This window comes from Plesiomonas sp., assembly GCF_051652165.1.
In the GTDB taxonomy this organism is placed as follows: domain Bacteria; phylum Pseudomonadota; class Gammaproteobacteria; order Enterobacterales; family CAMTGL01; genus Plesiomonas.
This window is the reverse complement of the sequence record NZ_JBOFTR010000004.1, coordinates 333,590-357,641: the sequence shown is the minus strand read 5'-3', so window position 1 is coordinate 357,641 and position 24,052 is coordinate 333,590. Positions and strand designations below refer to the sequence as shown.

Genomic DNA, 24,052 nt, shown 5'->3' with positions numbered 1-24,052 from the left:
ACGCTTCCCGATATTACGCTTTCAGATGAGGCATAAAGTTGCACGGGCGATAGCTGGCATTGAGCTGATCGCAGATGATCTTTTCCCACGCAGTGCGGCATGCACCGGTTGAGCCTGGCATAGCAAAAATCACCGTATGGTTAGCAAAACCGGCAATCGCGCGCGACTGGATAGTTGATGTACCAATCTCTTCATATGACACCATGCGGAACAACTCACCAAAACCTTCAACTTCTTTATCAAACAACACACGTACAGCTTCAGGTGTCGTATCACGCGAAGTAAAACCGGTTCCACCGGTGATCAAAATGCCCTGAACCTGTGGGTTGGCAATCCATGCAGAAACAATGGCGCGGATCTGATACACATCATCAGGCACAATACTTTTTGCTACAACCTGATGCCCTGCCTCTGTCGCGGCATTCACCAGAAACTGGCCTGAAGTATCATTCTCTTCAGTACGGGTATCTGATACGGTCAGTACCGCCAGCATTGCAGGTTGAAAATCAGCAATTGCGTGTCCCATGGTGTCACTCCTTCCTATCATTATAGTAATCTTGGTTTTTTATTATCCGCCCAGCGATGCCAGATGCGGTGTGCTGCCAGAATTACCGGCATGCAAGAAATGGGTCTGTTTTTTACTCAGTAACGCCTGCTGTAAACGCTGTTGCAACAACGGAAGTTGCTGATCTTCGGTCAGTAAATCCCGCAGGTTAATGCCCTCATCCCCGAACAGGCACAAGTGCAATTTACCGGTTGCCGAGACCCGTAAGCGGTTACAACTTTGGCAAAAATCTTTTTCATACGGCATGATAAGACCAACTTCACCACAATAGTCTTCATGGCGAAAAACCTGTGCCGGCCCCGCATTGCGTTGTTTTTCCACCGGTTGCCAACCCTGTTGCAGCAGAATATCGCGGATTACGCCCCCTGAAAGGTGGTGCTTTGCAAACAACTCGCCCATTTCACCGGTCTGCATCAGCTCAATAAAGCGTAATTGAATCGGGCGCTCTTTAATCCAGCCTAAAAAATCATTCAGGCCACGATCATTTAACCCCTTCATCAGCACCGTATTCACTTTGACTTTGTCATATCCAGCGGTAAACGCAGCATCAATACCGGCCATGACTTCCCGTAATTTGTTTTCACCGGTAATCGAATGAAACAGACGCGGATCTAGGCTGTCGACACTCACATTAAGTGCATTAACACCAGCAGCCCTCCAGCGGGCAACATCTTTGGCCATGCGGTAGCCGTTGGTGGTAAGCGCCAAGGTCCGTAACCCAGCAATAGTGCTGATACCTTCGGCAATTTCAAGAAAGTCACGACGCAATGTTGGTTCACCGCCGGTTAGCCGAATTTTATCGGTGCCTGAGGCAATAAAGGCGTGCGCAATCCGGCGAGTTTCATTCGGAGATAAAAACGCCGTTTTAGAGGTCTGTTTATAACCGTCAGGCAAACAATAGGTACACCGAAAGTTACACACATCAGTAATTGATAGCCGCAAGTAATAAAACTCGCGGTTAAACGTATCTTTAAGTTGCTGCACCTTAAAACACCTTTCCAAATGTCGGGAGGCTAAAGCATTTCTGCTCTAACCCGGTGGTTCGTTGAACCACGGCCATCTTTCCCTATCCAACCTCAAAAAAGTGTTGCACTTAGGTAAAATGGCTTCGGAGTTTTTGGCGGCAAGGTTCACTGCATCGAGTGAAATTGACGACATAACTATAAATAGATGTAAAGCGTATCGCTATTTTATGTATCTGTGTAGCAAAATTACAATCATCATCACGGGGTATTAGGTAAAAATTCTAACTAGATCAAGCTTCGCAGGCTGCCCAGCCTATTTTTTCGCTTCAGTTTATCTTCCCATAAATAATTGCTGTTTTTGTTTTCAGAGCAAGAGCAAAGCGCCGAAAAACGTTTTAAGGGAAGGAAAAAGAGACGTAACCACACGCCAATATAATGAAAACCGTCTACGCTTCATAACAGACACGCACAATTTGTATAGAGGTAGATATGAGCAATATTACTGAATCAGTGGGCATTACTGAGTTGGCAAAATATCTCAAACGTATGCACGGTTATGATGATGAGACAGCACTAACCGAAGCACACACTGTATTAGCCGGTTTTCAAGACATGTCAGCGCACCATATTATCAAAGGCTGGTACTTTGATACGGAAGGCCATTTGGTGCTATTGCCCGATGAACGGATTAAATAAGCAGCAAACACATAGCATAACGTGCGGTCAGTCAACATTATTGATTGAGTTTGATAAGATTATTTCTTATGGTCAGCTCTCTTCTTGTATCTTACCGTTATCTGATACTGACTTTATTATGCGTACCTCCATGCTTGCAGATTTAAATCATGTTGTTGCTATAGGTGGTGGACACGGATTAGGCCGTGTTCTCTCTTCATTAGGTTCATTAGGTCACCGCTTAACCGGTATTGTCACCACCACCGATAACGGTGGGTCAACCGGCCGTATTCGTATGGCGGAAGGCGGTATAGCTTGGGGAGATACCCGTAACTGCATTAATCAGTTGATCTCTGAACCAACCGTAGCATCAGCCATGTTTGAGTATCGCTTTACTGGTGAAGGCGATTTAGCAGGGCATAATTTAGGCAATTTAATGCTCAAAGCACTTGATGATCTGAGCGTTCGGCCGTTAGATGCCATTAATCTGGTGCGGCGATTATTAAAAGTAGATGCTCATATCATTCCAATGTCAGAGCATCCGGTTGATTTGGCCGCCGTATGCGCTGATGGCATGTCGGTATTTGGTGAGGTTAATATTGATGCCCTGACCGAGCTACCGCGGTCTTTAGAGTTAGTGCCCCCCGTTCCGGCGACACGCGAAGCAGTAACGGCAATTGAGCGTGCTGATTTAATTTTAATCGGACCGGGCAGTTTTATGACTAGCCTGCTGCCCCCTCTGCTAAACAGCGAAATTGCCGAGGCAATTCGCCACGCAAATGCTGCACATGTGGTTTATATCGGCAATTTAGCCAAAGAGCACAGCCCTGCTGCAACGCTGAATATTAGTGAGAAACTCGATATTATCGAGCGGCACATTGGCCGGCGTTGCATCACAGGTGTTGTTGTTGGGCCACAAATTGATGTCAGTATGTTAGAGAACCGACGAATTGTTCAAACCATCCTCGACGCAGCCGATATTCCCTATCGTCATGATCGCCAATTGTTAAAACAGGCCATTGAACAGGCCTTATGCTAATATTATCTGCGTTATAGCGATATCTTGCTTGCTATAGTTTGTTTATGAGAGTTGTATAAATTCCTCTCTCAGCCGTTGCAGTTGATCACGTAGTGCTGCGGCCTCTTCGAACTCTAAGTTTTGTGCGTGTTGATACATTTTTTGCTCTAATGCCTGCAACTCATGCTCACGCTCTTTAGCTGACATAGCGTGATATGCAGGCGATGATTCAGCCACTTTTCGTCCTTTCGTTTTCCCCTTCGCTTTTGGTGGTACACGCGAACCTACATCGAGTACATCAGCTACCGCTTTGTTCAACCCTTGTGGCGTAATACCATGCTGCTGATTAAACAGTTGTTGTTTCTCACGCCGACGCTCAGTTTCACTGATCGCCTTAGCCATTGAAGGGGTAATTTTGTCACCGTACAAAATCGCTTTACCGTTCAGGTTCCGTGCCGCTCGACCAATGGTTTGAATTAATGAGCGTTCAGATCGCAAAAAGCCCTCTTTATCGGCATCTAAAATCGCCACCAGTGAGACCTCTGGCATATCCAACCCTTCGCGCAAAAGGTTGATCCCCACTAGCACATCAAACAACCCCAAACGTAAATCACGGATAATCTCCATACGCTCAACCGTATCAATATCCGAATGCAGATAACGCACGCGCACACCGTGCTCTTCAAGATATTCGGTAAGATCTTCCGACATCCGCTTAGTTAACGTAGTCACCAATACACGTTCATTAATGACTGTACGCAGATGAATTTCAGAAAGTAAGTCATCTACTTGTGTCGTTACCGGACGCACCTCAATGATAGGATCAAGCAACCCTGTTGGCCGCACTACTTGCTCAATAATGTCACTGCCCGAATGTTCAAGTTCATATTTTCCAGGTGTTGCTGAGACATAAATGGTTTGTGGAGCTAATGCAGCAAACTCCTCAAATTTTAGCGGGCGATTATCAAGTGCAGAAGGCAAGCGAAACCCATAATCCACTAGCGTCTCTTTGCGTGATCGATCACCTTTATACATAGCGCCAATTTGTGGCACAGTAACGTGTGATTCATCAATGATCAGTAAACCATCGTGCGGCAGATAATCAAACAGTGTCGGAGGTGGCTCTCCGGGGTTACGACCCGATAGATAACGCGAGTAGTTCTCTATCCCTGAGCAGTAACCTAGCTCATTCATCATCTCGATATCAAACTGCGTCCGCTGGCTGATCCGCTGCTCTTCCAGCAATTTATGGTGTTCTAGCAGCGTTGCCTTTCTCTCTACTAACTCTGTTTTAATCTGCTCAATCGCATCGAGGATCTTTTCACGCGGCGTCACATAGTGGGTTTTCGGGTAAACCGTGTAACGCACTACCTCCTGCTGAACTTGACCCGTCAGCGGATCGAACACTGATAGGCGATCGATCTCATCATCAAACAGCTCAACCCGAACGGCATGATCATCAGATTCAGCCGGATAAATATCAATCACATCACCACGCACACGAAATGTACCGCGCTGAAATGCCTGATCATTGCGCTTATATTGCAATTCAGAGAGTCGGTGCAGAATAAACCGCTGATCAAGCTTATCGCCACGCCGTAAATGCAGCATCATTTTCAGGTAGGAGTCAGGATCACCCAAACCATAAATTGCAGACACCGAGGCAACTACCACCACATCTCGGCGCTCCATCAAAGCTTTGGTTGCCGATAAACGCATTTGCTCTATGTGGTCATTAATTGCCGCATCTTTTTCGATAAAGGTATCCGTACTCGGCACATACGCTTCAGGCTGATAATAGTCGTAATATGAAACAAAGTACTCCACCGCATTGTGTGGAAAAAAGGCTTTCATCTCACCATATAACTGAGCAGCCAGTGTTTTATTCGGTGCTAGTATCATGGTTGGGCGTTTTAAGGTGGCAATCACATTTGCTACAGTAAACGTCTTTCCCGACCCCGTTACACCCAGCAATGTCTGGTGAGCCAACCCCGCGTCAATACCATCAATCAGCGCGTGTATAGCCTCCGGCTGATCACCGGCAGGCTGGAATGTTGATTCAAGTTCAAACGCGTTGCTCATGCTTACCCTACTGCAGTTTGTCTTGTTATCTCTCTATTATGCGCGGCTTTATAACGAAATTCGAGCTTGTTTAGCCATTACTGCTGCGATCATATTATAGTTTATGCTGTATAATATAAGCATATTGACATTTCCATTATACTCCTACTGTACAATAAACAAACTTTACATTTTATACTGATACGTTTATCTTATTGTATATTTAACGGATATACCCATATCACAATAATAACAATATACTGACATTAGCAAATCGCACACGATTAATATTTCAATCATATTAAATACAGAGAAAATTACGTTATTATTTTAGATTCATATCATACAACATCTAAATACTGTCAATCATCACCTTATAATATTTCTTTTTAAGAATTAAGATATAACCACAACATTAATCACTCACTTACTCAGTAAAACTCAAACCATAAATAATTTCGCTACTTAAAGCATGATTAAGGATATAAAAATAACAAAATAAAGAGTATTCATCGCTCTCTCTCGAGCATTAATATGCTCTCTTCATTTCAAAATCAGATTTAAAGTGCAGTAATTTTGCCACAAAAACAAACAATGTTGTTCAACAACCTTCCTAACAACTCACTATTCACTCTACAAAAACAGCGGTATCATATCTTGAACATCATCTCACATTGTTTAAGAATCTCTTCAATCTTCCTCTCTCTTGTTATACTTATCTGTGTTTAAAGATAAAACGCATCAGTTATACTAAAAAATCGATTAATTGGCCATGTAACTACTGTCAATATGTCTACTTTTCAACCACCCCATTATCATCTGTAAACATACTGTTATTGTGCGGTAAATCACATAAGCACAACCTTAATTAATCCCATACTACGCCAGCAAACAAACAAAATAGCTTACTTGCTACAAACCAAGAGAACTAAAGGCACTCACCAAACTGTCTTAATATAGCCCACACAGTTATCCACAGATTCAGTGGATAACTTTCGTGTTTCTAAAGAAAAAAGGAGAAGTCAACAATTTAAATGAGGATAAATATCAATGAGTTGTATAATGCAGCAAATAGAATAAACGCGATGAAATAGGCTTGACAAATCACCTAACAACAAAACAACACCATCTAGAAGCAAATCATTAACATCTCGTTATGAAAAACCCCATACTCTTGATGCATATTATATATTCACTCTCTTTTTCTTCTCCCTTTAATAACGGCTATTGGCATACACTTCCATTGTAAATCTGATAGATAGACTGTTCTAAATACAAAATATATGTAATACATCTCCAATCAACACCGTTCATTTCTGAAAATAAACATTTAATTATGGAATGTAAATCACATAATAATTATCGTTTTAAAATAACAAATACGAATAGACTGATATAATCAAATTATCTACATTTGCCTAAAGAGAATATTATCGCGATGAGTAGAAAAGTATCTTGGCTAACCTCTATTTGGCGGGTAATTATCTATTTTAGTGTTATTGCCACTCTGATTTACTTTCAATCAGCCTACTCATTATCTCTTGCTGTTACACTTGTTCTTTTATTAATGTTTTGTGCAAGTATGTTCAGTATAGAGTTGTTCAAAATTAAACAACTTGCAGCAGAACGTCTGAGTAAACTAGAACAAACACTGAGTGCTGCAGCAAGCCCTAATGATACAGCCGAAACAAAATTGGTTGCACAGTACGCACAAGGTTGGAGACAAGAAAAAGCGGAGTTACAACATCGGCTTGAGTTAATAGCAAAAGATGTTAATCGTGATTCATTAACAGGCTTGCCTAATCGAACTAATTTTATACGGCAACTTTCTCTTTTACCTGAAGATAATGCAAAACATTGGTTAGCATTAATTCATGTTGCTCCTGTTCATGAGCTAAACCAACGCGGTGGCAATAAATTAGGCGATCTTTTTATGCAAGAGATTGCCGAACAATTGACTATTCATGGTTTACCATTAGGTCAATTATATCGATTTGAAGGTGCAATGTTTGCTTGGGTTGCCTCTGCGCACCAAATAGATAACCCTGAGCGCCTTGCCGAGCGGTGTGCGCAATCACTTGAACAAATAGCACAACGTCATCATGTGAATCGTGCAGCCAATATTACATTTGTCAGCTTCTATGGAAATCAGTGGGGTGCAGCACTCAATCATGCAGAAGAGAGTTTACGCATTGTAGCTTCTCTGCCGCATCGCAGTTGGCAAGTTGAATACACTGAACAACCGCAAATTGACAATTGGCATTATGAGTTAGACCTACAAATTGCTAATGCCGATGTTGCATTTGATATCCAGTCTACTCTCAGTATCAGTGAGACAATGCCAAAGTATCACGAGCTGTTCTCACGCTTTACTTTTTCAAAAGGAGCAATGTCAACGGAAAAAGTCATCGCAATGGCAGAGTACCATGGTCGTATGGCACAACTTGATATGATGCTATTAACTAAAATTAAAGCTGTGCTTAACAGTTTTAAAGGTGAAGGTATACTTGCTGTCAATCTTGGTTTTCATACCGTCAACGATGTGGGCTTTTTACGTTGGCTTACCCATTATCTTGAGCAAGAAAGTACAATTGCCAAACTGCTGGTTATCGAAATTCCAACGGAGGCTGTGCAAACTTATCCAGAAAATGCGGGGCAATTAATTAATGTTCTTCATCAATACGGTGTACGTGTCTGTTTGTGTAATTTTGGTCAGCAACTCGATGGATTAGCCATTTTATCAAAATACAAGCCTTCATTTATCAAACTTGCTTCTCGGTATACTCGTGATATTGACGCAGACAAAAATACACAGCAAGTGATGCGTCTTTTTATTGACACCTTACACCGTTTAGGTACGCGTGTTATTGCAGAAAATGTTGAAAAACAAGAGGATAAATCAGCTCTTATTCACTTAAGAGTAGATGCAATTCAAGGTTATGTTGTTGCAAAACCAAAATCAGTACATCATTCAGAATTGTTAAAACTCGTTAGTTAAATCACAAAAATCGTATTTCATTGCTATTTTGTCGGCTCTTTACTCAAAAAGGCATCTCATTCTTAATAGAATGCTTTTTTTTAACACTAACTCGCATCTCACGGTCATTGGTAGGTTGTCGAAACAGACAGAATTGCTGATAATACGGCAGTTTTTTGTTATCTAAGGTAGCTCCCATGACCGAATATATTCTGCTGCTTATTGGCACAGTGCTTGTCAATAACTTCGTGTTGGTCAAATTTCTCGGATTATGCCCATTTATGGGGGTATCCAAAAAACTCGAAACCGCTATTGGTATGGGGTTAGCCACCACCTTTGTACTTACGCTTGCGTCAGTATGCTCTTACCTTGTTGATCACTTTATTTTACTTCCTTTAGGTATTGACTATTTACGTACATTGGCATTTATTTTAGTTATTGCCGTTGTTGTGCAGTTTACTGAAATGGTAGTACGCAAAACGAGCCCTGTACTTTACCGTTTATTGGGTATTTTCTTACCTCTTATCACTACAAACTGTGCCGTATTAGGTGTAGCTCTGCTTAATACCAACTCAGCACATAATTTTATTCAATCTGTAATCTACGGGTTTGGTGCTGCGGTTGGCTTTTCTGTTGTGCTGATTTTGTTTGCTGCTTTACGTGAACGTTTGGCATTAGCCGATATCCCTGCCCCTTTTAAAGGCTCTTCAATTGCACTGATTACAGCAGGTTTAATGTCATTAGCCTTTATGGGCTTTACCGGTCTGGTTAAATAAACATGTTTAGCATTGTGGTGGCTATTTTAGCGTTAGTGGTACTTGCACTTGTTTTTGGTGTGCTTTTAGGCTTTGCCTCTATCAAATTCAAAGTTGATGCTGATCCTATTGTTGATCAGCTAGACGCTATTTTACCACAAAGTCAGTGTGGACAGTGTGGTTATCCCGGTTGTAGGCCTTATGCTGAAGCAGTCAGTCAAGGGGAGCAAATCAATAAGTGCGCACCTGGCGGTGAAATTGTCATTATTAAAATAGCTGACTTGCTAGGTGTTGAGCCTCCGGCTATCAATGAAGAATTAGTAAATGCTGATTTACGGAAAAAAGTTGCTTTCATTCATGAAGATCAATGTATTGGCTGTACTAAATGTATTCAAGCTTGTCCAGTTGATGCCATTGTCGGTTCAACCAAATCACTGCATACGGTAATCAGTGATCTCTGCACTGGGTGTGATCTTTGTGTTGCGCCCTGTCCGACCGATTGTATCGAATTGATCCCTGTCGATATTACACCCGACACATGGAAATGGGATCTGAACACAATTCCTGTTAAGGTCATCAATTAAGTTATGTCCAGCGTTATCGAAGCTATTCAAAGCGGCCAGCTATGGGATTTCAACGGGGGTATTCATCCGCCCGAGATGAAATCTCAGTCAAATGCCACCCCTATCCGCCGGATTGATCTTGCGCCTTACTATGTTGTGCCGCTGCAACAACATGCTGGGCAGAGTGGTGATTTGCTGGTCTCTTGTGGTCAGAAAGTGCTAAAAGGCCAGCCACTGACCAATTATATCGGTGGTGGGCGTGTACTGCCGGTGCATGCACCCACATCAGGCACGATTACGGCTATAGAGCCAAGAACAACCGCGCACCCGTCCGGTTTACCTGATTTATGTGTTGTGATACAACCCGATGGTCATGACACTTGGTATGAACGGCAGATTATTGATGATTACCACCTCGCCACGCCGGAAGCCTTGATCGCACAAATCCGCAGTGCCGGTATTGCCGGTCTCGGTGGTGCAGGCTTCCCGACTGCCGCCAAATTACTCAGTGGCAGCCATTTGGTAAAACTGCTCATCATCAATGCAGCGGAATGTGAGCCCTACATCACCGCAGATGACCGCCTCATGCAGGATTATGCCGATGAGGTCATCGAAGGTGCGCGTATTTTACGGCATATTCTGCGCCCTGAGCAGGTGGTTATTGGCATTGAAGATAATAAATCTGCCGCCATCAACGCATTGAAAAATGCGCTCAGTGGGAGTGAAGATATTCAGTTGCGGATCATTCCCACAAAATACCCCTCTGGCGGTGCAAAACAGCTGATCAAAATTCTCACCGGCTGTGAAGTGCCCAAAGGAAAACACTCTTCAGCTATTGGTGTTTTAATGCAAAATGTGGGAACGGCATTTGCAATTAAACGCGCCATTGTTAACGGTGAACCGCTGATTGAACGCGTTGTAACTATGACGGGTGATGCCATTCATGACAAAGGCAATGTCTGGGCTCGCTTAGGTACGCCGGTACAGCATCTGCTCGATCATGCCAGCTTCCGCCCAACCCAAACGCCACAAGTCATTGTTGGTGGCCCTTTGATGGGCTTTAGCTTGCCGCATTTGGATGTTCCAGTCGTCAAAATAACCAACTGTATACTTGCACCTGGCTACACCGAATTTGGGCAACCACAGCCTGAGCAAGCCTGTATACGCTGTAGTTCATGTGCTGATGCTTGCCCAGTAAGCTTATTGCCACAACAGTTATACTGGTTCAGCCGCGGTCAGGATCATGACAAAGCCAGCCAATACAATATTATGGATTGTATTGAGTGTGGGGCCTGCGCCTATGTCTGCCCAAGTAATATTCCACTGGTGCAATACTACCGCCAAGAGAAATCTGCGCTGTGGGAAATTCGCCGTGATGAACGAAAAGCAGAAGTCGCTAAACAGCGTTTTGAGGCAAAACAACTGCGGTTACAGCGTGAAAAAGAAGAACGTGAACTGCGGGCTAGCCGTGCAGCAGAGGCTCGGCGCAGTACACAAAAATCGACTGACGGTGTAGATCCCGTACAGGCAGCTCTTGAGCGAATTAAAGCAAAAAAAGCACAAACTCAGGCGCAAGAAGGCTCTCACACTGATGTGCCGCAAATTACTCAAATACGTAATGAGTCAGCGACAGATCTGGCAGGCCGGACTATCGTAGAGCAAAATGCAGCCACTGCAGCCCGTGAAATGCGAAAACAGCAAGCCCGTGAACAAAAAGCACGTAAAGCTGCTCTAGAATCTCAGGAGTCAGCTGATACTGCCCCTGTCGTAAACGAGCCTGTTACTGCAACACCAGCAGCAGTGCAAGTTGAAGACGCTGATCCGCGAAAAGCCGCCGTTGCTGCCGCTATCGCGCGGGCAAAAGCGCGCAAAGCTGCACACGGCTCTCAAGAATCTGCTGATACCGCCCCTGTCGTAAACGAGCCTGTTACTGCAACACCCGCAGCAGTTCAAGTTGAAGACGCTGATCCGCGAAAAGCGGCCGTTGCTGCCGCTATCGCGCGAGCAAAAGCACGCAAAGCCGCACAGGGAACTAAGGAGTCTGCTGATACTACCCCGCTCGTAACCGAACCTGCTACAGCAACACCCACAGCTACGCAAGTTGAAGACGCTGATCCGCGAAAAGCAGCCGTTGCTGCCGCTATCGCGCGAGCAAAAGCACGCAAAGCCGCACAGGGAACTCAGGAGTCTGCTGATACTACCTCTGTCGTAAACAAGCCTGTTACTGCAATACCAGTAGCAGCGCAAGTTGAAGACGCTGATCCGCGAAAAGCAGCCGTTGCTGCCGCTATCGCACGGGCAAAAGCGCGCAAAGCTGCACAGGGAACTCAGGGATCTACTGATACTGCCCCAGTCGTAACCGAACCTGTTACGGCAACACCCGCAGCTACGCAAGTTGAAGACGCTGATCCGCAAAAAGCGGCCGTTGCTGCCGCTATCGCGCGAGCAAAAGCACGCAAAGCTGCACAAACTACGGCAGCACAAACAGATAACTGCAGTACCATTCATACTGAAATGCGTGAGGAAGAGACAAACCGATGATCTTTAAAATTGCCAGCTCCCCTTACACGCATAACCATCAAAGCACCAATATGCTGATGCGTCAGGTGATTATGGCCTGTATTCCCGGTGTAGCGGCACAGTGGTTTTTCTTTGGCTGGGGCAGCTTAATTCAGATTGCCATTGCTATCGTAACGGCAGTTATTGCAGAAAGTCTGGTGCTGTTTTTGCGGAAAAAACCTATCCGGCAAACACTGCAAGATAATACCGCCATACTCACCGGCTTACTGCTTGGAGTCTGTATTCCACCGCTAGCACCTTGGTGGATTATGGTAATCGGCATTATTTTTGCCGTAATTATTGCCAAGCAGCTGTATGGTGGTCTAGGGCAAAATCTGTTTAACCCAGCAATGGTTGGTTATGTTGTACTGTTAATCTCTTTCCCTGTACAGATGACATTATGGCTACCACCATTACATCTACAAACAGAGCCTGTGTCACTCACTGACAGTGCAATGGTGATCTTTAGTGGTCATACACTTGAAGGTAGTACTATGCACCAATTGTTGCTTGATGCGGATGGTGTGACTCAAGCAACCCCTCTAGACACACTAAAAACTAACCTGAAAAATGGCTTAACAGTACATGAAATTATGCAAAAGCCCTTTTTTGCACAAGGTGGCAGTGTTGGTTGGTTATGGACAAATATCGGCTTTTTGCTAGGGGGCCTCTACCTGCTATACCGCCGGACAATTCAGTGGATGATTCCCGTCAGTTTTCTGGCCAGTTTAACGGTAATTAGCACGCTTGGCTGGCTTATTTCAGCCGACTCTGCGGCAACACCGTGGTTTTCCCTTTTTTCTGGTGCCACCATGTTCGGTGCATTTTTTATTGCAACTGATCCAGTCACCGCCTCGACAACCGTCAAAGGTCGGCTGATTTTTGGTGCGTTAATTGGTTTATTAGTCTACCTGATTCGAACATTTGGCGGTTACCCTGACGGTGTTGCATTTGGTGTCTTAATTGCCAATATGGCCGTACCATTGATCGATCATTATACCCAACCTAGAGTTTACGGGCGCTAAGGATTTTACTATGTTAAACACAATGCGTCGTCATGGTATGACTCTCGCTATTTTTGCTCTGGTTACTACAGGAATGATTGTCGTTGTACACTCTTTAACTAATGATAAAATTGCAGCACAAGCTAAATTACAGCAAGCCAACCTGATTAATCAGGTATTACCACCAGAGCTATATGATAATGATCCGTTAAAAGAGTGTGTGTTAGTCACCAACCCTACTCTGCTCGGTACCACCGCTCCTCATAAGGCTTATTTAGCACGGAAAAATGGGCAGCCCGTTGCTATGGCGATAGAGAGCACCGCCCCTAATGGCTATTCCGGTGCAATTAAACTGATTGTCGGGGCTACACTGAGCGGAAAATCGCTTGGTGTTCGAGTATTAGAGCACCATGAAACACCGGGGTTGGGTGATAAAATAGAGCTACGCATCTCTGACTGGATTTTAAGTTTTAAAGATAAAGTACTCAAAAGTGATACTGATTCTCGCTGGGCTGTACGTAAAGATGGTGGTATGTTCGATCAATTTACCGGTGCAACTATTACCCCACGGGCGGTGGTTGGCAGTGTTAAAAACACGCTAATTTATACTCGCCAATACGGTGCAGCACTATTTAACCAAACACCAGATTGCGGTCAGTAAATACACACTAATTTAGTGGTTAATGGAGTGAACAAGTGAGTAACCCACAAGAAATTTTGTTGCAAGGGTTGTGGAAAAATAACTCTGCACTTGTACAATTATTAGGGTTGTGCCCTTTACTTGCAGTGACCTCAACAGCAACGAATGCACTGGGTTTGGGTTTGGCTACCCTGCTAGTGCTTATTTGTACCAATATTACTGTTTCAGCGATTCGCCACTGGATTCCTAGTGAAATCAGAATACCTATTTATGTGATGATCATTGCCTCAGTAGTCACCGTTGTGCAGTTACTGATGAATGCTTATGCCTTTGGTTTGTATCAATCATTGGGAATTTTCATTCCACTTATCGTTACAAACTGTATTGTTATTGGTCGAGCAGAGGCTTTTGCCGCTAAAAACTCTGTTGCTCACTCAGCACTTGATGGATTAGCTACAGGTTTAGGTGCAACATTGGCTTTGTTTATTTTAGGGGCATTACGCGAAATTATAGGTAAAGGCACACTCTTTGACGGTGCAGATCTTTTACTTGGCTCATGGGCTACCGTATTGCGTATTGATATTTTGCATCTAAACAATAGCTTTTTGCTCGCAATTTTACCTCCTGGTGCATTTATTGGGCTTGGTTTTATGTTAGCGGGAAAATACGTAATTGATCAAAAAATTAAAGTACGTGGTTATTCCACAACCTCTTTTGAACATGGTGAGTTGAAAAAAACAAACAGTTGCCATTAATCACTACTGTGCAAGAGAAGCCATATATGAATCAGAAAAAACGAGTCGAAATTCTACAGCGATTACGAGTACAAAACCCAAAACCAACCACCGAACTTAACTTTACTTCGCCATTTGAGCTATTAATTGCGGTAATGTTGTCAGCGCAAGCCACTGATGTCAGTGTCAATAAAGCAACAGACAAACTCTACCCTGTTGCTAATACTCCACAGGCTATTTTTGATTTGGGTGTTGATGGCTTAAAAAATCATATAAAAACTATTGGTTTATATAATACTAAAGCAGAAAATGTTATCAAAACCTGTCGAATTTTACTTGATCAGCATAATAGCCTTGTACCTGAGAACCGCGAAGCACTGGAAGCATTACCTGGTGTAGGAAGAAAAACAGCCAATGTAGTTCTCAATACAGCATTTGGATGGCCAACAATTGCTGTAGATACACATATCTTCCGTGTATCCAACCGTACAGGCTTCGCTCTGGGAAAAAACGTCAATGACGTTGAAAAGAAACTTCTTAGTGTTGTGCCTGCTGAGTTTAAACTCGATGTGCATCATTGGCTTATTTTGCACGGGCGCTATACCTGTATTGCACGAAAACCACGTTGTGGCTCATGTATCATTGAAGATTTGTGTGAATATACCGAAAAAACCGAATAAAAAATCACAAAGACATCCTATTCGCCGCACAAATAGATAACACTACAAGATGTAAAATCAGATAATATTGTCTTATCACAAATTGATTTTGTGGTAGATTAACCTCGTGTGTTGCGCATTTGCACTTATTTCTTCATGCTAACGCTTAGAGATAAATTGATTATTTATTCAGTGACGCATTAGTGCGTCACTTTTTTTACCCACAACCCTATAACATCGCTTCAGGTATTCACATTTTATTGGCGAATATGGTGAATGATACTTGTTACAATACCAACAATATGTAGTGTTGCATGGGTATCAAGATTTGGGTGATCTGGATTTAATGACAACAAACAGGCTTCATCACTACAGCTATCACGACTCTGTTGCATTTCGTACACGACCATCTCCCCTTGCTGCATAATCACCACTAAATCGCCCAGTTTTGGCAGTAATATACGATCAACGACCAGAATATCACCTGAACGAATACCCGTATTTGTCATTCCTGATCCAGTAATTCGCATAAAAAAAGTATCATCTGGTCGCTTAATACAATGCAGATTCAGATCAAGACGCTCACGTCCGGAAAAAGGGTGAGAAGAAGTCGGTGAACCTAACGCTGTATCATTAAAAAATGCCACAGGGCGGTAGGTGAACAGATCATTGGGGAGCGAAATGTTCAGTTCCATGATAGCCTCATCTATACTGTACGTTTATACAGTATAAGATAAGGAGTATCGGTGTTAGATGCAAGTATTTCTGAGCAACTAAGACAACTTTTTTATCTTATAGATAACAAGCATAAAAAAACCTCTGATATACAGAGGTTTTTAATATATACCCAAAAGAAATACTTAATCGGCTAATTCATTTTTAGCCGATATGTGTCAAACCGCCCATATAGCTGCGTAATACTTCAGGGATCTCAATTCGGCCATCTGCTTGCTGATAGTTCTCAAGAACCGCGACTAATGTACGCCCTACCGCCAAACCAGAACCGTTTAAGGTGTGCACCAAGCGTGGCTTTTTATCACTCTTAGAGCGGCAGCGAGCTTGCATACGGCGAGCTTGGAAAGCCCCCATATTAGAACATGAAGAGATCTCGCGGTAAGTATTTTGCGCTGGCAACCACACTTCTAAATCATAGGTTTTGTGTGAGCCAAAACCCATATCACCAGTACATAGCAGCATAGTACGGTATGGCAAACCCAACAATTGCAGCACTTTTTCTGCATGACCAGTTAACTCTTCAAGTGCCTGCATCGAGTCTTCTGGGCGAACAATTTGCACCATTTCAACTTTATCAAACTGGTGCATGCGGATCAGACCACGGGTATCACGGCCATATGAACCCGCTTCAGAACGAAAGCATGGTGTATGTGCGGTCATTTTCAGTGGCAATGACTCTTCTTCAAGAATATCACCACGAACCAAATTCGTTACTGGTACTTCTGCTGTTGGGATCAGAGCATAAGTCGGATCACCCTCTTCCAGCGGCATTGTATGGAATAGGTCTTTACCAAACTTAGGCAACTGGCCAGTACCGTACAGCGTTTCATGGTTTACCAGATACGGAACATATGTTTCCAAGTAACCGTGTTCTGTCGTGTGTAAATCCAACATAAACTGGGCAAGCGCACGGTGCAGTTTTGCAATCTGGCCTTTTAATACCACAAAGCGCGCACCGGTCAGTTTTACAGCGGCAGCAAAGTCCATACCACCGGCCATCTCACCTAGATCTACGTGATCACGTACAGTGAAATCATAACTGCGAGGTGTACCCCAACGGCGAACTTCACAGTTATCAGCTTCATCACGACCACTTGGCACATCATCTGCCGGAATATTCGGAATACTCAGCACAATATCACGCCATGCATCTTGTAACTGATCCAGCTCAACTTTTGCTGCATCGAGCTCACTTCCCATAGAAGCAACTTCATCTAGCAATGGCTGAATATCTTCACCGCGTGCTTTTGCTGCGCCAATCGCTTTTGAACGTGCGTTACGTTCAGCTTGCAGATTTTCCGTTTTCACCTGCAATACTTTACGTTTCTCTTCTAGCGCCCTTAGCGTTTCAACATCAATTTTAAAGCCACGACGTGCCAGCTTCTCTGCCACCACGTCAAGATCGTTTCGTAGCAAATTAGGATCGAGCATTTTTATCCTGCTTTTATCGTTATTTAAAGAATTTAATCTGAGCTATCTGTGCAACAGAGTACTCACCTATCTTATTTTCGCTGTTTTAGAGCATAGGGTCTATTGTAAATGGCAGTGAAGGTAATATATTTCGCCATTTGTTATCACTGCTCTGCATTTCTTTTAATTGTTAATCAAACAGATACAGTAAATTGCACGCAATACGATTTTATCAATACTATTGTCAGTGGGTTTAAAATTAAACGAGATACCGTACACATCTATTTTATACAGGAAATATAATACCTTAACGTAAAGCAATATATTACGGATAGCGTTTTATTGGGCTATTTTGATCTTGTTGTACTAACCAGCGTAGTTTTTCAGCAATTTTGCCCTCTAAACCCCGCTCAGTAGGATAATAGTAACGCGTTTGTTGTATCTCTTGGGGTAAGTAGCTTTCACCTGCAGCATAAGCATGCGGTTCATTATGCGCGTAACGGTACTCTGCACCTAATCCCATCTGCTTCATCATAGTTGTTGGTGCATTACGCAGATGATCGGGCACATCGTAATCGGGATGATTCTTGGCATCAGCCAGTGCAGCATTAAAAGCGGTATACACGGCATTACTTTTAGGTGCACATGCCAAATAAACAACTGCTTGTGCTATTGCTCTTTCACCTTCTGCAGGACCAACACGGGTGAAGCAATCCCATGCGGCCAACGCAATTTGCATACCTCTTGGGTCCGCATTTCCTACATCTTCAGAGGCAATAGCCAATAATCTGCGCGCAACATACAACGGATCACTGCCGGCGGTCAGTATTCTTGCATACCAATACAGCGCACCATCTGGTGATGAGCCTCGAATTGATTTATGCAGTGCTGAGATAAGGTCGTAGTAACGATCACCTTTATTGTCAAAACGCGCACTACGCTCTCCGACCACATCCGTTAACAATTGCGGGGATAGTACCTTCTGGCCATTGGCATTCTCTACAGCCATATCTACCATCAGCTCAAGACAGTTCAGCGCCATACGTGCATCACCATTGACCAGCCGCATCAGCTGTTCGCGAGTCTGAGGCAGCAGTTGCAATGGCTGAGTGCCTAAACCACGTGCGCTATCGTGCATCGCCTGATCAAGCACTGTTCCAATCTCCTCTTCCGTTAGGGATTTGAGCAGATAAGTCCGTGCACGTGATAACAGCGCGTTATTAAGCTCAAAAGAGGGATTTTCGGTTGTCGCACCAATAAAGGTAATCGTGCCATCTTCAATGTGTGGCAGGAACGCATCTTGCTGACTTTTATTGAAGCGATGCACTTCATCGACAAACAAAATAGTGCGACGAGCGCGATCACGGTTACTGTGTGCCCGCTCAATCGCTTCACGGATCTCTTTGATGCCTGATGTTACCGCAGAGATGCGTTCAACATCAGCATCGGCATAACGGGCTATCACTTCGGCCAGTGTTGTTTTGCCTGTGCCTGGTGGGCCCCACAAGATCATCGAGTGTAGATGACCTGCTTCAATTGCTCTACGCAGCGGTTTTCCCTGTGCTAAAAGGTGGGATTGCCCGATATACTGTGCCAAGGTTGTTGGGCGCATTCTTGCAGCCAGCGGTTGAAAGTCAGCAGCAAAATCTAACGATAAATTACTCACCGAATGGCCTTACTGACGCTGATCGTCAATTTCTACACCTTTAGGTACATTAAATGTATAGGTCGCTTTATTTACTGATGTGGTTGAGAGATTTGATAATGTGGTTTTACTGGTTTGGCCATCTTGTTCAACCACTGAAAAACCATTAATAATGCCCACAGAGGTCACATTTAACTGAAACTGTTTAATATTACCACTATTTTTAATAGGCTTTAGGGTAAATAGATCCCCTTTTTGACTGACGTTATACTGTGCCCAGTCAGACGGGTTATTACGGGTTAGCAAAACAAAAGGGGTATTACCTGTAACATCTTTTAAATTGCTGATAGTTACTTGCTCAACAAAAGGGTTAAAAAACCACACGGTTTTGCCATCTGTTACGAGTAGTGTTTCATCTGGCGTTTTGCTTTCCCAACGAAACAAATTGGGGCGAGATACTGAAAGAACACCATTCCCTTTTTGCAACGTTGTACCATTAGCAGCCTTAACCATTTGCGTAAACGAAGCACTAAAGCTGTTCACTTTGCTTAACCGGGTTTGTAGATCACTACGTGCATCAGCCCAAGCACTTGATGATATAAGACTCAGTGCCAAACCACAGACCATCACACCTGCGGCTATCACTGTTTTTATGCTTGCGGTTTTCCTGTTTGTTTGTGCTTTCATTGTGATTCTCACCTTTACGCTCAATCATATAACTTGCGATTTTGCACATTATTTTGCAGGTAACACCTCTGCATTCTGATCGTTATATGCACATTAAATATGTTGTGCACATCTGGTTCAGAATGCAGATTTTATTATTTTAATTTCTAATTCAGTGGCTACCCGTTTACTGATTTAACCTCGCACTGGTGGCGGTGCTAAAACTTCACGGTTACCATTGTGTCCTTGAGCACTCACAATACCCTGACTTTCCATCTGCTCAATAATGCGGGCAGCTCGGTTATAGCCAATTTTGAATTTACGCTGCACACCAGAGATTGAACCTCGACGAGTTTCAGTCACAAACGCGACTGCTTGATCAAACAGGGGATCGAGCTCTTCATCCATGCCATCGTAACCTGTACCACCTTCTGCACTGTCACCGGCTAAAATAGCATCAATATATTGCGGTCGGCCACGTGCTTTCCAGTCTTGTGCGACAGCATGCACTTCCTGATCGCGCACAAATGCGCCATGCACACGTTCAGGAATAGAGGAGTTTGGTGGCATATACAGCATATCTCCCATCCCCAGTAAACTCTCTGCACCGCCCTGATCAAGAATGGTACGTGAGTCAATTTTACTTGATACTGTAAACGCAATACGGGTTGGAATATTGGCTTTAATCAAGCCAGTAATCACATCCACTGAAGGGCGCTGAGTTGCCAAAACCAAATGAATACCGGCCGCACGCGCTTTTTGCGCAAGACGCGCAATCAGCTCTTCAATCTTCTTACCCGCCACCATCATCAGATCAGCAAACTCATCAACCATCACTACGATATAAGGCAGTTTGGTGAGTGCTGGTGGCATCGGTTCCATGCTATCTCCTGGTCGCCATAATGGATCAGGAATCGGCTGTCCCATCTGCTCGGCCATCACCACGCGCTCGTTATAACCGGTGATATTTCGAACACCAAGCAGTGACATCAGCTTATAACGACGCTCCATCTCGCCAACGCACCAACGCAGTGCATTCGCGGCATCTTTCATGTCGGTGACCACTTCAGTCAGCAGGTGCGGGATCCCTTGATAAACCGAGAGCTCCAGCATTTTCGGGTCAATCATGATGAAACGAACTTCATCAGGGGTTGCCTTGTACAAGATGCTGAGGATCATGGCATTAACACCGACTGATTTCCCTGAACCTGTTGTACCTGCAACCAAAAGATGTGGCATTTTTGCCAAGTCAGCCACAACAGGCTCACCGGCAATATCTTTACCTAATACCACTGTTAGTGGTGATGTGCTTTGGCGGAACGCATCACAATCAAGCACTTCACGCAAAAAAACAGTTTGTCGATTTTTATTTGGTAACTCTAAACCTACATATGATTTCCCAGGGATCACTTCAACGACACGTACAGCAGAGGTAGACAATGCACGGGCTAAATCACGCGATAAGTTGGAAATACGCGCTGCTTTAACTCCCGGAGCAAGGTCAAGTTCAAAACGGGTAATTACCGGCCCCGGTGAAATTTCTGCAACATCTGCTTTAATACGGTAGTCATTCAAACGCTCTTCAACCAAACGCGCTGTGGCTTCAAGCTCTTGATCACTGACTGGTTGTTCGGTATTGGTTGGTTTTGCCAGTAATTCGAGTGTGGGCAGCGGTGTAGTTGGCTTTGGCATCGCCTCTTCTTGCTGCATTAAAAAAGGGTGCAAAAAAGCTAAGTTCTCTTGTTCTGCACGTTTGCGCATGCGAGCTATCTCTGCAGCTTGCGCTTGATAGTGCAATGCTTCCTCTTCATCTTGCTGGTTTTGTTGATCTTGAACGTCTATTTTTTGTTCAATCGCTTGATCAAGATTTAGCGTTGCCAACGCCTGCAACGCTTTCTCTTGACTTTCTTGAGTTATACGATGCTCAGATGCCCATGATGTGCTCATTGTCGGCTCACTGCGCTCTGATCCTGCTGAATGCTGTGCCTGTTGTAGCTCTAACTTTGTGACTAACTCTGGCACAGGTTCAAATGTAAACAGAGGCTCAGGCTCTTTATCAGCAACAGGCTCAAACGTAAATGTCGGTTCTGTTCTGCCAAGCGATGCAGATGACACCGATGTCGATACCTGCAATGGCTTACGTACAGCATCAACCGCACGCTGTAAGCGAGCATTTTCATGTGCTTCAAATTCGGCCTGCAAACGTACATTGAGTGTCGCTTCATCATCAACATCATCAACACGGTCAGCCGTTTGAGTGTGTCTTACTGATGCACGGGTATCATTGTGTAAACGCTCAGAAGTACGTGCAACCGGTCTTTGTAAGGTTGATGGTGATGTGAATTGGCGATCTAGATTATCAGCCTTATTTTCTGTTGTTTTTTCGTCAGTAGACACAACAATGCTTGGTGCTTGATCTGTATGTTGAGCACCCGCCTCATCACGTGCTGTAAAAGAGTACCCATGTGCAGGATCACTCTCTTGTGGCTGAGTAAAAAAGGTTGGAACATCTACACCCGGTATCAGTGGATTTTCACGTTTGAGCGAGTCCTCAATCTGTTTATGCTGTTCACGCTCTTGCTTTTGTTGCTCAATTTCACGTTGACGTTGTTCAGCTATACGCTCAGAGGGCAATTTAATACCTAGCGATGCTAATGTACGACGCGTTGGAATTTTGACCGGATTTGGACGCGGCATTTCAGGCACGTTAGGCTTAACTTGTGGTTTTGGTGTGTATGCTGTATCGCTATCATCATTACGCTGCGCACTAAAGCTGTGAGTAGATATATCATGAAGATGGTTACTCTCTGTTGCTGTTTTTATATTCCCCTCTTCGGTATGCGCAGAAAAACTAAGTGGTGAGCTACTTACCAAATCAGCCGCTATAGATGCCGTTGTTGTTGCTGTCACTACCGCAGGTATAGAGGCATTTGACATTGCACTAGCAATCGCGCCCCCTGTGACAAGGTTGCTAATTACAGGCGAATCATCAGAAAATGCTGAACCAAATGGTGTAATACCATCATCTAAGCCTGGATTTATATATTGCTGATTAAATGCTTCACTCTTGTTAACTGTGTGCATGTCAGCTTGATTTGGTGAAGGATCCATCGCCATGAGCGCATCTAGCCCATCGAGATTGATCTGAGGCTCAAATTCGTTATCTATATCTGCTGCTTTTGTCGATGCTGTTACAGTATCTGATGCTATTGCCGCAGCCCCAGCAACAAAAACTGCTGTCTCAGCTGGGTTGATCGCTAACTCTTGCTCAGATAACCGTTGTTTTACCGCGTCAATCACTGAATTAGCGTGCGAGTCTGCACTGATAGTAATGTCATCATCCATGCGATGGGCATGCAAAGATGGCATGACAGTATCCTTGTCACCCTCATCAGACTTTTTTGTAACGGATTCACTATCAACAGGTGTTTCTGTTAGCTCATTTTTTTTTACTCGACGTGGTGATTGTAGCAGTACATCATCACTGTCTATCTCATCTTCTTCATCTGCATTTTCTTCTAATAATGGATCATGCATTTCAAGATCACGTCGCGATTTTTTATTTTTCTGTGGCTGTTTTTTACTGTTTTTTACTTTTGATGTAGTGCGATCATCTTGCTCTTGAGATTTTTCATCATGATCTTCATCATTAATATCTCCATCATCATCTTCATCATGATCATAGCCTTGTTGATCAACATAATCGGTATCATCAGCATAACGCGCTGCCTTTTCTGCTGCTTTTTTAGCCAGCATTTCACGGCGACGAGTACCACCACCAGAAAAAAAGGCTACAGGGCTTAAAATTGCAGCACCAATATTTTCAGCCAATGTTAGCCATGACAAGCCTGTAAATAACGTCACTGCTGATGCCCAGATGCACAGCAAGATTAACGTTGCACCGATTCGAGAGAACCAAGGCACACTATAATTGCTGATTGCTGCACCAATAACCCCACCAGAAGGGAAATAGTAGAAATCATCAATACTAATAGCGGCTAATCCACACGATGCGCCGATTAACAACACCACACCAATCAGGCGTAACGACAAATTTAAAAAGTCAAATGGCTCATCATCACTGCGGCGACGGAATATCACCCATGCCGCAATCACCATAATAGGTGGCACAGCATAAGCCAGTATCCCGATAGATAAGAACAGTGTATCTGCAACCCATGCCCCTACCGCACCCGTAATATTTTGGATTGCTTCATGCCACGAAGCCTGTGACCAACTTGAATCTGAGGGATCAAAGCTCAGTAATGCAAGCATCATATAGACAGCAAAAATAACACCTACAATCAGGAGTGCCTCCATCAAACGGTGTAATCCACTTAATCTTTTATTGGTTCTAGCTTTTTTTTCTGCGAGTACCTGGCTCAAAAATGTCTCTCCAGGAGTCAATATTAACGACCAAA

The 24,052-nt window shown here is 43.8% G+C and carries 18 protein-coding genes and 1 riboswitch; of the genes, 10 read left to right on the top strand and 8 right to left on the bottom strand.

Going from position 1 to position 24,052, the window contains the following annotated elements:
• Positions 1 to 13 precede the first annotated feature (13 nt).
• The gene (gene moaB, locus ACRC53_RS04045; RefSeq protein ID WP_438642275.1) at positions 14 to 526 is read right to left on the bottom strand and encodes a molybdenum cofactor biosynthesis protein B; all 513 of its coding nucleotides are present in this window, start codon (positions 524 to 526) and stop codon (positions 14 to 16) included.
• 42 nt (positions 527 to 568) lie between these two features.
• Positions 569 to 1,549 (bottom strand): GTP 3',8-cyclase MoaA, encoded by a 981-nt coding sequence (gene moaA / locus ACRC53_RS04040; RefSeq protein ID WP_438642274.1) that lies wholly within the window; start codon positions 1,547 to 1,549, stop codon positions 569 to 571.
• Positions 1,541 to 1,691, bottom strand: a riboswitch (molybdenum cofactor riboswitch). It overlaps the preceding gene by 9 nt.
• A 328-nt stretch (positions 1,692 to 2,019) precedes the next feature.
• Between moaA and ACRC53_RS04035 the strand changes: the two genes are divergently transcribed.
• Positions 2,020 to 2,226 carry a hypothetical protein gene (locus ACRC53_RS04035; protein ID WP_438624031.1) on the top strand — a complete coding sequence of 69 codons (207 nt, stop codon included), beginning with the start codon at positions 2,020 to 2,022 and terminating at the stop codon, positions 2,224 to 2,226.
• Between the two features lie 118 nt (positions 2,227 to 2,344).
• Entirely contained in the window at positions 2,345 to 3,244 is a 900-nt protein-coding gene (gene yvcK / locus ACRC53_RS04030) for a uridine diphosphate-N-acetylglucosamine-binding protein YvcK (RefSeq protein ID WP_438642491.1), read from the top strand.
• Positions 3,245 to 3,286: 42 nt separating this feature from the next.
• On the opposite strand, the gene uvrB is transcribed toward yvcK, so the two are convergent.
• Entirely contained in the window at positions 3,287 to 5,305 is a 2,019-nt protein-coding gene (gene uvrB, locus ACRC53_RS04025; protein ID WP_438642273.1) for an excinuclease ABC subunit UvrB, read from the bottom strand.
• 1,417 nt (positions 5,306 to 6,722) lie between these two features.
• Between uvrB and ACRC53_RS04020 the strand changes: the two genes are divergently transcribed.
• From ACRC53_RS04020 to nth, 8 genes are all read left to right on the top strand, one after another.
• Entirely contained in the window at positions 6,723 to 8,282 is a 1,560-nt protein-coding gene (locus tag ACRC53_RS04020) for an EAL domain-containing protein (protein ID WP_438642272.1), read from the top strand.
• 176 nt (positions 8,283 to 8,458) lie between these two features.
• Complete coding sequence (rsxA, locus tag ACRC53_RS04015; protein WP_438642271.1) at positions 8,459 to 9,037, top strand: electron transport complex subunit RsxA; 579 nt, start codon at positions 8,459 to 8,461, stop codon at positions 9,035 to 9,037.
• Positions 9,038 to 9,039: 2 nt separating this feature from the next.
• Positions 9,040 to 9,600 carry an electron transport complex subunit RsxB gene (gene rsxB, locus ACRC53_RS04010; RefSeq protein ID WP_438642270.1) on the top strand — a complete coding sequence of 187 codons (561 nt, stop codon included), beginning with the start codon at positions 9,040 to 9,042 and terminating at the stop codon, positions 9,598 to 9,600.
• Positions 9,601 to 9,603: 3 nt separating this feature from the next.
• Complete coding sequence (gene rsxC, locus ACRC53_RS04005) at positions 9,604 to 12,120, top strand: electron transport complex subunit RsxC (RefSeq protein WP_438642269.1); 2,517 nt, start codon at positions 9,604 to 9,606, stop codon at positions 12,118 to 12,120.
• On the top strand, positions 12,117 to 13,163 hold the full coding sequence (gene rsxD, locus ACRC53_RS04000) for an electron transport complex subunit RsxD (protein WP_438642268.1): 1,047 nt from the start codon (positions 12,117 to 12,119) through the stop codon (positions 13,161 to 13,163). Before rsxC ends, rsxD begins: the two co-directional genes overlap by 4 nt.
• 10 nt (positions 13,164 to 13,173) lie before the next feature.
• Positions 13,174 to 13,803 (top strand): electron transport complex subunit RsxG, encoded by a 630-nt coding sequence (gene rsxG / locus ACRC53_RS03995; RefSeq protein WP_438642267.1) that lies wholly within the window; start codon positions 13,174 to 13,176, stop codon positions 13,801 to 13,803.
• Between the two features lie 35 nt (positions 13,804 to 13,838).
• Positions 13,839 to 14,537: an electron transport complex subunit E gene (locus ACRC53_RS03990; RefSeq protein ID WP_438642266.1), complete on the top strand. Its 699-nt coding sequence runs from the start codon at positions 13,839 to 13,841 to the stop codon at positions 14,535 to 14,537.
• A gap of 26 nt (positions 14,538 to 14,563) precedes the next feature.
• The gene (nth, locus tag ACRC53_RS03985; protein WP_438642265.1) at positions 14,564 to 15,196 is read left to right on the top strand and encodes an endonuclease III; all 633 of its coding nucleotides are present in this window, start codon (positions 14,564 to 14,566) and stop codon (positions 15,194 to 15,196) included.
• Between the two features lie 236 nt (positions 15,197 to 15,432).
• On the opposite strand, the gene ACRC53_RS03980 is transcribed toward nth, so the two are convergent.
• From ACRC53_RS03980 to ACRC53_RS03960, 5 genes are all read right to left on the bottom strand, one after another.
• Positions 15,433 to 15,870, bottom strand: coding sequence for a LexA family protein (locus ACRC53_RS03980; RefSeq protein WP_438642264.1), 438 nt, complete (start codon positions 15,868 to 15,870; stop codon positions 15,433 to 15,435).
• Positions 15,871 to 16,054: 184 nt separating this feature from the next.
• On the bottom strand, positions 16,055 to 17,341 hold the full coding sequence (serS, locus tag ACRC53_RS03975; protein ID WP_438642263.1) for a serine--tRNA ligase: 1,287 nt from the start codon (positions 17,339 to 17,341) through the stop codon (positions 16,055 to 16,057).
• 304 nt (positions 17,342 to 17,645) lie between these two features.
• Entirely contained in the window at positions 17,646 to 18,986 is a 1,341-nt protein-coding gene (locus ACRC53_RS03970; protein ID WP_438642262.1) for a replication-associated recombination protein A, read from the bottom strand.
• A gap of 9 nt (positions 18,987 to 18,995) precedes the next feature.
• Positions 18,996 to 19,652, bottom strand: coding sequence for an outer membrane lipoprotein chaperone LolA (lolA, locus tag ACRC53_RS03965; protein WP_438642261.1), 657 nt, complete (start codon positions 19,650 to 19,652; stop codon positions 18,996 to 18,998).
• Between the two features lie 174 nt (positions 19,653 to 19,826).
• Entirely contained in the window at positions 19,827 to 24,017 is a 4,191-nt protein-coding gene (locus tag ACRC53_RS03960) for a DNA translocase FtsK 4TM domain-containing protein (RefSeq protein WP_438642260.1), read from the bottom strand.
• Between the last annotated feature and the right edge of the window lie 35 nt (positions 24,018 to 24,052).